The following is a 10,887-nucleotide window of genomic DNA, read 5'->3' as shown; positions in this document are numbered from 1 at the left end:
ATAACAGGTTTCCGAGAAGTCATCAGTAGACTGATATTGAAGATTTATTTGTATTTTCGAGTATTTCTTTTACTCTATTTAGGAATTTACCACAGACAAGTCCATCAAGAACGCGATGATCTAAAGATAAACATAAATTCACAATATCTCGTGCAGCGAACATTCCACCAGGTAAAACAACCGGTTTTTTTACAATACTTTCCACTTGCAAAATAGCCGCTTGTGGATAATTAATGATGCCCATCGACTGTACAGAGCCGAATGCACCCGTATTATTGACCGTAAATGTACCACCTTGTATATCATCCATCGTCAGTTTTCCTGCACGAACTTTCACTGCAAGCTCATTAATTTCTTTAGCAATACCTTTAATTGATTTTTCATCAGCGTGTTTTATAACAGGAACAAATAATGCATCATCTGTTGCGACTGCAATGGAAATATTTATGTCATGTTTTTGGATGATTTTGTCTTCTGCCCACATGGAATTCATCATTGGGAATTCCTTTAGAGCTTGAGCAACTGCTTTTACGAAGAAAGCAAAATACGTAATATTAAAGCCTTCTTTTTGCTTAAACTCTGTCTTGATGTTATCACGATATGCTACTAAATCCGTAACATCTACTTCCATCATCATCCATGCATGTGGCACTTCATGAACGCTCCGTACCATATTATTGGCGATCGCACGGCGCACCTTTGTTACCGGAATTTCAATATCGCCCACTTGAATTGGTTGTACAGATGTGGCTGGTTTCTTATTCTCCTGTGATGCTGGTGCTTCAAAAGGTACTGACTGTGGTACGGCCGAATCGATTGCAGGAGGTGTTTCCACTAGAGAAGTTGGCACATTTCCTGCCTCAATCAGTTGCATTAGGTCTTTTCTTGTTATACGTCCCCCTTCACCAGTACCTGTGATTTTATCAAGGGCAATTTCATACTCTTGTGCAAGTCGAAGAACAGCTGGTGAATAACGCACTTTATCCTGTCGAACTGTTTTTTGCGATGCTCTTGTAGCTGTAGTTGGCTGCTGTGTCTCCTGTTTCTTTTGTACACCTGCATTTAAAATTGCCGTACTTACCGCTGATTTTTTCGGAGGAGGAGGAGGTAACTCACTGTCACCTGCTATTTCAATGGAACAAACGACTGCACCAACTGGTAACGTTTGCCCTTCCTCTACAAGTAGCTCTGTAATGACTCCTTCAAAAGAAGACGGGATTTCTGCATTTACTTTATCTGTTACAACTTCTGCTAATGGATCATATTTTTTTACCGTATCACCTGGCTTAACAAGCCATTTTTCAATCGTACCTTCTGTTACACTTTCGCCGAGCTGTGGCATTGTAATATTTTGAATAGCCATCATCTATTCCTCCCATCAATATTATGCCTAGGTGTAATTGAATCTATCAAATTACTATCATATTTATAAAATACTCATCACCATAAAGTGGGGGTTGATTTCCGTTCCGACTGGGCGCTTTGCCGCTGACGCTTCGCTTTCGCGCAGAGCAGAGCTTCCTGGGGGCGTCCGATGAGCCGCTTCAATCAACTTATATACATGACATAACGAATTAAGAAATGTCATCCCGAACTTTTGATGAAGTGCCTTAAAATACCTGTGACATTATCTATGGCCGCACAGATAAACAATCACATTTATTTTAGCTTTTTAAAGCTTCTATTTACCACATGAGTGGATATCAGAAATAGACCTTTTTATATTAGAATGCTGCAAGTTCTCGCATCGCACGCTCTACTTTATCAGGATTGATCATAAAATATTTTTCCATCGTTGGTGCATAAGGCATAGCTGGAACATCTGGTCCTGCAAGGCGCTGAATTGGTGCATCGAGCTCAAATAAACAATGCTCTGCAATAATTGCTGCAACCTCACTCATAATGCTACCTTCTTTATTATCTTCAGTAACAAGTAAAACTTTACCTGTTTTACTTGCCGCCTCAATGATCGCTTCTTTATCAAGTGGATATACCGTGCGTAGGTCAAGAATATGCGCTGAAATACCATCTGCTGCTAGGCGCTCTGCCGCTTGTAATGCAAAATGGACAGCTAAACCATACGTAATGACAGTAACGTCTTCCCCTTCCCGCTTAACATCTGCCTTACCAATGGGCAATGTATAATCGTCGACAGGTACTTCACCTTTAATGAGTCGATATGCACGCTTATGCTCAAAAAACAGTACTGGATCCTCATCGCGGATTGCTGCTTTTAACAAGCCTTTTGCATCATACGGTGTTGATGGTATAACAATTTTCAAGCCTGGTGTTCCTGCAAAAAGTGCCTCTACAGACTGCGAATGATAGAGCGCTCCATGAATCCCGCCGCCAAATGGTGCACGTATAACCATTGGGCAAGACCAATCATTATTTGAACGATAGCGGATTTTTGCTGCTTCAGAAACAATTTGATTAACGGCAGGCATGATGAAATCAGCGAATTGCATCTCGGCAATCGGGCGCATCCCATACATCGCAGCACCGATACCAACCCCTGCAATTGCACTCTCGGCAAGAGGCGTGTCAAGTACACGATGTTCACCAAATTGCTCGTAAAGACCTGCTGTTGCTTTGAAAACTCCGCCTTTGCGGCCAACGTCTTCTCCTAAAATAAAAACACGCTCATCACGTTCCATCTCTTCCTTCATCGCTAATGTAATCGCATCAATATAAGACATCACTGCCATTACACATCACCTCCGTCCGCTGGTGCATATACATATTTCAAAGCATGCTCTGGTGTTGCATACGGAGCAGCTTCTGCATAATCTGTTGCTTCATTCACCTCTGCCATGACACGTTCTTCTATTTCAGCACGTAGTGTTTCTGTCATAACTCCTGCATCCGTTAGGTACTTTTCAAACAACAGAATTGGATCATTTGCCTTTCCTTCTGCTATATCCTCGGCTGTTCGATATTGACGATCATCATCATCCGAAGAATGAGCCGTTAAGCGATAAGTCACTGTTTCTATTAAACTCGGTCCATCACCACTACGCGCGCGATCAGCTGCTTCTTTCACAACCTTATAAACTTGTAACGGATTTTTCCCGTCAACAGTAACACCTGGCATACCATAGCCAATACCGCGATCTGATACTTTTGCACAGCCTAATTGACGTTCTACAGGCACAGAAATTGCGTATTGATTATTTTCTACCATTATAATTACTGGCAGCTTATGGACTCCTGCGAAATTCGCACCTTCATGGAAATCACCTTGGTTTGAAGAGCCTTCACCTAGCGTAACAAAAGCAATAAAATCTTCTTTTTGTAGACGGCCTGCTAGAGCAACTCCCACCGCGTGCGGAACTTGTGTAGTAACTGGAGAAGAGCCTGTTAGAATACGATTTTTCTTATGCCCGAAGTGACCTGGCATTTGACGCCCACCCGAGTTTGGATCCTCTGCTTTAGCAAATGCGGATAACATCAAATCTCTTGGTGTCATGCCAAAATGTAAAACAACGCCCATATCTCGATAGTAGGGTGCAATATAATCTCTATTATTATCAAGAGCAAAGGCTGCCCCTACTTGTGCTGCCTCCTGTCCCTGACAAGAAACAACAAATGGAATTTTACCAGAACGGTTTAATAACCACATGCGTTCATCTAGTCTTCTCGCCATTAACATCGTTTCGAACATTGCAAGTACATCTTCTTTTGATAAACCTAAATCCTCGTGCTTAATTTGAACACTTTGCATACGAACACCCCTTCCCGACGTTTCACTTTCGCTACAAAAAAAGAAATTAAAAATGAATGGCGCGATTATCCACTGCTAATGCTGATTCCGCTAGTACCTCATTTAGTGACGGATGTGGATGAATAGCCTGACTAATTTCCCAAGGCGTTGCGTCCAATAATTTAGCAAGTGATGCTTCTCCAATTAAATCTGTCACATGTGGTCCTACCATATGAATACCTAAAATATCATTCGTTTCTTCATCGGCAATCATTTTCACAAAGCCATCTGTCTCTCCATTAACTAGCGCTTTTCCAATCGCCTTGAAAGGAAACTTACCGACTTTCAATGAATAACCTTGCTCTCGAGCAGCCCTCTCAGTTAAGCCAATACTCGCAACTTCAGGGTAAGAATAAACGCATTTTGGTACATTTAGAACATTTAGCGCCTCTGTTTCCCCCGTTGCAATATGCTCAATCGCAGATACCCCTTCATGCGAAGCAACATGAGCTAATTGTAAGCCACCGATAACATCCCCAATGGCATACATATGTGATTCCTGCGTTTGATACGAATTATTAACTTTGATAAACCCATTTTCAACTTCTATTTCTGTATTTTCTAATCCAATATCTTGTGTATTTGCTTCACGCCCAACACAAAGCAATACTTTATCTGCCTCAAATAATTCATCCTTATCATCGACTTTCGCAGAAATGAAAACGTTATCATTTTCAATTTTAAAGGTCCCTGTATCTAGGCGAGCGTTAGTCACAATTCGGACGCCTCTTTTTTCAAGCTGCTTAGTTACCTCTTTTACAATATCCGTATCCTCTGCAGGTAAAATGGATGGCCCATATTCAATGACCGTTACGTAAACCCCAAAATCACAAAGCATAGAGGCCCATTCAATTCCAATAACGCCTCCGCCAACAATTAATAATGACTTTGGCAAATTTTCCATTTCCAGTGCATGATCAGAGTTCATCACATATTGACCGTCAATTGTTAGTCCTGCCATTCCTCTTGGCTTTGATCCGGTGGCAATGACCACATTTGTTGGAACTAGCATTTCATTTTCATCGCCATTATTCATTTCAACTGAAATAGTGCCAGGCATTGGTGAAAAAATGGAAGGTCCTAAAATTCGACCTGTTCCCTGATAAACGTCTATTTTGCCTTTTTTCATAAGTGTATTCACACCTTGGCTCAATTGCTCAACAATCGTTTGCTTTCTTACCTGCACTTTGTCAAATTGCAATGTAACGCCTTCAATATCAACACCATATTCAGCAGCTGTTTTATTTGCCATACGATACACTTCTGCACTTCGAAGTAAGGCCTTACTCGGTATACAGCCTTTGTGCAAGCATGTTCCGCCTAGGCGCTCACGTTCAACAATAGCTGTTTTTAAGCCCAGCTGTGCAGCTCGAATTGCTGCAACATAGCCACCTGTACCTCCGCCTAAAATGACAACATCATAATTTTGAGCCATATGGAATCCCCCTTTTGAGAAAACTCTTGTTCCTTTGGTACTAAGAAAAATGATCTGACCTTGCAGTTTAAATTCATTTAAACGATTAAATCTACTAAGCTACTATAAAGTTAGAAGAAGTCGACAATGCGACTTCTTTAAACGAATAAACGGTTTTTAACGACCGTGTAAAATATTTTTTTCATTTTTTAAAAATTGGCTACGAGACTTCGATACTCGAGCGATACGTTCTTCTGCTAAACGATTAGCCGCAACATATGTCGGAATGCCATCACGTTTAGAAATCTCGAAGATTTTTTCGATACTATCATAAATACCTTCAACACGCTTCATCGCACGCTCACGGTTATATCCATATAATTCATCAGCTACATTTATTACTCCACCCGCATTAATCACATAATCAGGTGCGTACACTATCCCTAATTCATGTAAATAATCACCATGGCGAGAATCTTGTAGCTGATTATTGGCAGAACCTGCGATAACCTTTGCTTTTAGTTGCGGAATCGTTTCATCATTTAAAATCGCTCCTAATGCACAAGGTGAGAAAATATCAACTTCCTGTGAATAGATTTCCTCTGGTGCCACAGCAGTCGCACCAAAATCATTCACAACTCGATCAATTGCCGCTTGATTAATATCTGTAACAACAAGTTTTGCACCTTCATTATGTAAATATTCGCAAAGCTTGTAGGCTACATTGCCTAAACCTTGTACAGAAATAGTACGCTCCTCTAGTGAATCAGATCCAAATGCTTCTTTTGCCGCTGCTTTTATACCACGGTATACTCCGTAAGCAGTTACTGGAGATGGGTTTCCTGATGAACCAAAAGCAGGGGAAATTCCCGTTACATAATTTGTTTCCTCATGCATTAAATCCATATCTGTCACTGTTGTACCAACGTCTTCTGCCGTAATATAGCGACCATTAAGCCCTTGGATGAAACGTCCTAGTGCACGGAACATTTCTTCATTTTTATCTTTAAATGGGTCACCGATAATAACCGTTTTTCCTCCGCCAAGGTTTAAACCAGCTGCAGCATTTTTATAGGTCATCCCTCGTGCTAAACGTAATGCATCCTCGATCGCATTTTCTTCTGATGCATATGTCCACATACGTGCCCCGCCTAGTGCTGGCCCAAGTGTTGTGTCATGGATAGCGATAATCGCTTTTAACCCTGATGCTTCATCTTGGCAAAATACCAATTGTTCATAATCATACTTTTCCATATACTTGAAGATTTCCATGAAAACTCGCCCCTTTGCTTTTGAAAGTGCATCCCCAAATGCCCATTCCAATTCAGTATAATAAGTGTATCAATTATGCCTCGGCATAATTGCGTCCGGAAACGGCTTTGTGCCTGTACAAAGAATTTCTTTCCGATTCCATGACATCCGCCGGAGGCTTTAAATTCTTTCAGCTAGTATTTGAACACCAGCTGAAAGAATTTAAAATTGTTTAACAATGGATAATAATGCTCCATTTATTTTTACAATACTCACAATTTCGCAATTTATCAACTATTATTACATTTTCTTGTTTAAGTAAGAATTTTCTAAACATTCAGTTACAGCTATTCTATTATGTCTTTACTAGTTTTTGGGTATATCAGTAACATAGCTTCCTTGACATTCCAATATCCACAGGTACAATTAAAATTAGGAATAAGGGGGGACATGCATGGCTCGTTTAGCTGCATTTATTGTAATGCTTATTCCAGGTCTTATGGCTGCAGGTGGCATTAAATTTATGCGTGATACATTATTTGGTAAGCTCATTTCACCTTTCCCATTTTTATGGCTACAATTCGTCGTTGGCATTATTCTCTTTGTTATAGGCTTTGGCTTTTTCGCAGGATTCTTACTCCACCGCGATCGAAAAAATGGAAAAGTGGCTCCGCGCTTCCAAAAAAAATAAAAATAGCTATCCTTTTAAGTTCAAAAGACTTATTGGATAGCTATTTTTATCTTCATTCATCAGAATGATTAACGTTGCTGTTTCGCAATTACTTTATCAGGAAAATCAGTAATCCAACCAATCACAGAAGGATGCGGATTCAATAAAAATGTTTCATCCCCATCGATTGCATAATAACGACATGCTTTATTACTCGCTACACAAGCCTCCAAATATCTTGGCTTATAGTACCTTTTATGCATATGAACACTGTCAATAGCTTTGTAATCACTAAGCAAATCCCACTTTAATTTTTTTGTTGCTATAAGTGCTGTTTCATAGTTTGGCTTATATTGTTTCACAATCTCCAGTAGCTCATAGTGAAACGATGAAAAATGACTGCCAACTGGCAAAGTAAGCCCATGAAGCATTTGAATAAGTGCGCTTTTATTATTAAGAATTGTAGATTTTAATTCGATATTAAGGGGTAGCTGTTGTGAATTTGCCCAAGCTAAAACTACATCAAACGTCGGGATTTTAAACGTTGAAAACAACCGCCTCCAAGGCTTCCCAAGTTTAAAGCTTACTAGCTCTTCTATCGTACATTCGTTCACATGCTTATTGATGCCAACCAATCTTGACAGCTGTGGATCATGATACACAACTGGAATACCTTCTTTTGAAAGCTGGATATCTAATTCAATTCCATCTGCACCAAGCTCTAAAGCCTTTTCAAAAGCCTTCAAAGTATTTTCAAGTGTATACGCTGAAGCCCCTCGATGTGCAAATACAGGAATGAATGATTCCCTAGACATTTAACTCACCATATTCAAGAAGAAATTTACCATTTGTCACCTTACTTAATAAGGATGATTTTTTGCCAATTTGAATATAGGTACCAGGATGAGCTTCCTTCGTCACAATAATTTCTTCTTTTCCAGCATGACGCATCTCATCCATTATGAGCTTAACCTCATGATCGATTGTTACTGCATCCGCTTTCAATTTTGTTAAGCTTTGTTTTGTTTCTTCAAATGTAGCTATTTGTTCCTTAGACATTTTATCAAGGAAAGGCAGTAAGCTTTTAATTTTCCCCTCGCGCTCAGAGATTTCTGATTGTAGCGACTTAAGCTGTGTAGCCCTCTCTTGCATAATAGAGTATCTTTCTTGTTTATTAACGCTTTCAATGATTAAGTCCGTCCGACGCTCTAAACGATTTCCTGAGATGGCAGTGACGATTGTATTCTTAGCTACCGCACGGCCCCCAATAATTTTCCCTTTCCGTTCGTCCACAAAAATTGAATGCGCAGTGAGTTGTGATCCTAATGCGTAAAATCCTATATGAATGCTGTCAGCTGCAACGAGATTTGCTTCATTGACATGCTTAACGAAAATATTTCCGCCTGCCTCTACAATAGTTGAGCCTAAACCAAAAATCCCTCCACGAATATAAACGTCTCCTTCAATGGATTTAATAACTTTGGCACCGCTTACACTTTCAGCACCCTCGATGGAAATATCTCCAGTAGCAATGACTGTATAGCCTGATGTAACTGTTCCTTTTATACTTAAAGAGCCATTAAATTCGATATTCCCTGTTTCAACGCCAACGTCTCCATTAATCGGCAAATGTCTATTAACGCCGATCATACCTTTGACATCATCTAATACACCAGCTATTTTAGAACGGATGACAGTTTTCCCATCCTCTTCTACTTCATAAGCCGATTTTTTATCGTATCGTATAGGAAAATCACGACCTGGTACAGCAGCCATAATTTCTCCTAGTACATTTTTCCCTGGTTTACCTAATGTTGCAGGGATTTTTTCACCTAGCCAAGAACCTTCTGAAATTTCAGAAATAAAGTTCATGTCATAATAATCAGCTTTCCCATCTTCGCGAATTACTGGCTTTCTCTCTGGTTTAGGTAAGTATGTAATTTGTGCATCTGTTCCTGCTACAGGTGGTGTGCCTTGTGCAATTAAAAATGCTTTTCCTGGATCAATTTTAGAAATATCAAAATCTAATATTCCATAAACAATTCCTTCGCTCTCAATTGTTTCCAGAATTTGTTGAGTTAATTTCTCTTTATTCTCTTGTATATAATCATGTGTTTCATATACAAATATTGAGGCAGACATTTTATCTCGTGCAATTTCTGCTTCAACATTAGGAAGCCAGCGTCCAATTTCAACAGGGCTAGTGTTTTCTGTTGCTAAGACATTTTTTAATATTGAAAAATTTGATAATTTAAGTCGGGGATGACTACGTAAAATACTATCAAATTCTTTTAATGGATAGCCAGCACTGTAAGTAATCATATAGACCTTACCATTTTCCTCGGATATTTCGAATTTATCATTTCGAACTAGTATCAAGTTACCTCCTCCTTCCCTCTAACAGTAAGTATATACAATCTAATTACATTTGTTTAGAGACAATTGTCACTACCAAGAAAGATTTTACCCATACTTTGTAAGCAATGTATTTATATATACCTTTAATTTTTATATCAAAATTAGTCGGTTTATACTATAAAAAGGTATGTTTTTACTCAAATTCAAAAATTCCCTTTCACAAATTGAATAAATCCCACCGTTAATAATCAGGAAATTCACAAAATCTTTAATAAATTGAAATAATACTAATGTATCTGTCTTAATTTTCATAAACCTACATTAGGCCTTCAATACTAAATGAATATGTCTTGAAAACCATTTATCAACTACTCATATAGGCTTCGAATTGAGTTAAAATATAGCTACGAGTCATTCTCTAGAAAAGCCTCAATGCGAATATGAGCGCCAAGTTGATCGAAATTCAGGAGCTGTTCACGTGTCATATAGTACACACTAATGCTTCCATTAATTCCAAGTCGCATCTCAAATAAATTTTCTTCTATCTGCGTTATTTCTAACGAGTTATTTTCGTCAAGCTGTAAGTTTACACTTTTCATATGTTATCACCCAATATAATTATATACGTTCAAGCAAAGATAAACGATCCACAGTATTGTTGACCGATCAATTATGCTTCGGCATAATTGCGTCTGGAATCGATGCTTCACCAAGAACTACTTTCCGATTCCATGGCATCCGCCGGAGGCTTTACTTCTTTCAGCAAGTGTTTTGGTAGCGACAGGTACAGGTGGATACCCGCTGAAAAGTAACTAAACATTCATCTCACCACCAATAGATGTGAGACTTTTGCTGAAAGAAGTTATATTTATCACTTTCCTAATACATATTCCGCTAACACACTTTGAATTTTATAGATGTTAGTTGATTTATTAAAGTTTTTCTGAATCGGTAATTCACTACCTGAAACCCAAATTTTCAACTCTGCATCTAAATCAAACGTTCCCGCAGTTTCGACTGAAAAATGAAGAATACTCTTATATGGAATTGAATGATATTGCGTTTTCTTCCCAGTTACTCCTTGTTTATCGATTAAGATAAGTCTTTTATCCGTAAAAATAAAAGTGTCTCTTATAATTTTATAGGCATGTTTAATTGTTTCGTGAGGTGTTAATAAATCTTTAACTTCTTCCCGTAATTTTTCTAGATTTACTTCACTTGCATTACCTATTATCCCATCAAATAAACCCATTTTAATTCCTCCTCCAAATGTCCATTCTTCATTTAAAATATGAGATTATTTTTCCATAAATTCAATGTAAATCTGCTGCAGTTAACCTTTACCTACGTGTATTAGCATAAAACGTCAGGTTAGGCAGCTTAAAAAAGTAAGTACATTTAGATTTTTACAGAACAATCCCACATATACGT

General features: G+C 38.6%; 10 protein-coding genes. 1 reads left to right on the top strand and 9 read right to left on the bottom strand.

Annotated elements, in window-relative coordinates; translation table 11 throughout:
• Positions 1–22 precede the first annotated feature (22 nt).
• From ACIQZA_RS21345 to ACIQZA_RS21325, 5 genes are all read right to left on the bottom strand, one after another.
• The gene (locus ACIQZA_RS21345; RefSeq protein WP_402883772.1) at positions 23–1,363 is read right to left on the bottom strand and encodes a dihydrolipoamide acetyltransferase family protein; all 1,341 of its coding nucleotides are present in this window, start codon (positions 1,361–1,363) and stop codon (positions 23–25) included.
• A 361-nt stretch (positions 1,364–1,724) separates the two neighbouring features.
• A complete protein-coding gene (locus tag ACIQZA_RS21340; protein WP_142507157.1) occupies positions 1,725–2,708 on the bottom strand; it encodes an alpha-ketoacid dehydrogenase subunit beta in 984 nt (327 codons plus the stop codon).
• A complete protein-coding gene (locus ACIQZA_RS21335; protein WP_402883740.1) occupies positions 2,708–3,724 on the bottom strand; it encodes a thiamine pyrophosphate-dependent dehydrogenase E1 component subunit alpha in 1,017 nt (338 codons plus the stop codon). The genes ACIQZA_RS21340 and ACIQZA_RS21335 overlap by 1 nt, the downstream gene beginning before the upstream one ends.
• A 46-nt stretch (positions 3,725–3,770) precedes the next feature.
• Positions 3,771–5,198, bottom strand: coding sequence for a dihydrolipoyl dehydrogenase (gene lpdA / locus ACIQZA_RS21330; RefSeq protein ID WP_400936602.1), 1,428 nt, complete (start codon positions 5,196–5,198; stop codon positions 3,771–3,773).
• Between the two features lie 156 nt (positions 5,199–5,354).
• Positions 5,355–6,449: a Leu/Phe/Val dehydrogenase gene (locus tag ACIQZA_RS21325; protein ID WP_132356637.1), complete on the bottom strand. Its 1,095-nt coding sequence runs from the start codon at positions 6,447–6,449 to the stop codon at positions 5,355–5,357.
• Between the two features lie 433 nt (positions 6,450–6,882).
• Here ACIQZA_RS21325 and ACIQZA_RS21320 point away from each other — a divergent pair, with 433 nt between their 5' ends.
• Positions 6,883–7,119: a DUF2627 domain-containing protein gene (locus ACIQZA_RS21320; protein WP_132356638.1), complete on the top strand. Its 237-nt coding sequence runs from the start codon at positions 6,883–6,885 to the stop codon at positions 7,117–7,119.
• 68 nt (positions 7,120–7,187) lie between these two features.
• Here the strand turns inward: ACIQZA_RS21320 and ACIQZA_RS21315 are convergent, their stop codons facing one another.
• From ACIQZA_RS21315 to ACIQZA_RS21300, 4 genes are all read right to left on the bottom strand, one after another.
• Positions 7,188–7,913 carry a glycerophosphodiester phosphodiesterase gene (locus ACIQZA_RS21315; RefSeq protein WP_274068519.1) on the bottom strand — a complete coding sequence of 242 codons (726 nt, stop codon included), beginning with the start codon at positions 7,911–7,913 and terminating at the stop codon, positions 7,188–7,190.
• Positions 7,906–9,477 (bottom strand): flagellar assembly protein A, encoded by a 1,572-nt coding sequence (locus ACIQZA_RS21310; RefSeq protein ID WP_400936601.1) that lies wholly within the window; start codon positions 9,475–9,477, stop codon positions 7,906–7,908. Before ACIQZA_RS21310 ends, ACIQZA_RS21315 begins: the two co-directional genes overlap by 8 nt.
• A 383-nt stretch (positions 9,478–9,860) precedes the next feature.
• Positions 9,861–10,055 (bottom strand): hypothetical protein, encoded by a 195-nt coding sequence (locus tag ACIQZA_RS21305; RefSeq protein ID WP_400936599.1) that lies wholly within the window; start codon positions 10,053–10,055, stop codon positions 9,861–9,863.
• Positions 10,056–10,327: 272 nt separating this feature from the next.
• A complete protein-coding gene (locus ACIQZA_RS21300; protein ID WP_132356642.1) occupies positions 10,328–10,708 on the bottom strand; it encodes a PH domain-containing protein in 381 nt (126 codons plus the stop codon).
• Positions 10,709–10,887 lie beyond the last annotated feature (179 nt).

The organism is Lysinibacillus sp. NPDC096382, from assembly GCF_044762845.1.
Lineage (GTDB): Bacteria > Bacillota > Bacilli > Bacillales_A > Planococcaceae > Lysinibacillus.
Note: the sequence above shows the minus strand (reverse complement) of the source record. Positions and strands in the feature narration are given on the sequence as shown.

Excerpts from the sequence above, each read along its gene's own strand:
- lpdA (WP_400936602.1), bottom strand. The coding sequence starts at position 5,198 with ATGGCTCAAAATTATGATGTTGTCATTTTAGGCGGAGGTACAGGTGGC.
- ACIQZA_RS21340 (WP_142507157.1), bottom strand. The coding sequence starts at position 2,708 with ATGGCAGTGATGTCTTATATTGATGCGATTACATTAGCGATGAAGGAA.
- ACIQZA_RS21335 (WP_402883740.1), bottom strand. The coding sequence starts at position 3,724 with ATGCAAAGTGTTCAAATTAAGCACGAGGATTTAGGTTTATCAAAAGAA.
- ACIQZA_RS21305 (WP_400936599.1), bottom strand. The coding sequence starts at position 10,055 with ATGAAAAGTGTAAACTTACAGCTTGACGAAAATAACTCGTTAGAAATA.
- ACIQZA_RS21300 (WP_132356642.1), bottom strand. The coding sequence starts at position 10,708 with ATGGGTTTATTTGATGGGATAATAGGTAATGCAAGTGAAGTAAATCTA.
- ACIQZA_RS21325 (WP_132356637.1), bottom strand. The coding sequence starts at position 6,449 with ATGGAAATCTTCAAGTATATGGAAAAGTATGATTATGAACAATTGGTA.
- ACIQZA_RS21345 (WP_402883772.1), bottom strand. The coding sequence starts at position 1,363 with ATGGCTATTCAAAATATTACAATGCCACAGCTCGGCGAAAGTGTAACA.
- ACIQZA_RS21315 (WP_274068519.1), bottom strand. The coding sequence starts at position 7,913 with ATGTCTAGGGAATCATTCATTCCTGTATTTGCACATCGAGGGGCTTCA.
- ACIQZA_RS21320 (WP_132356638.1), top strand. The coding sequence starts at position 6,883 with ATGGCTCGTTTAGCTGCATTTATTGTAATGCTTATTCCAGGTCTTATG.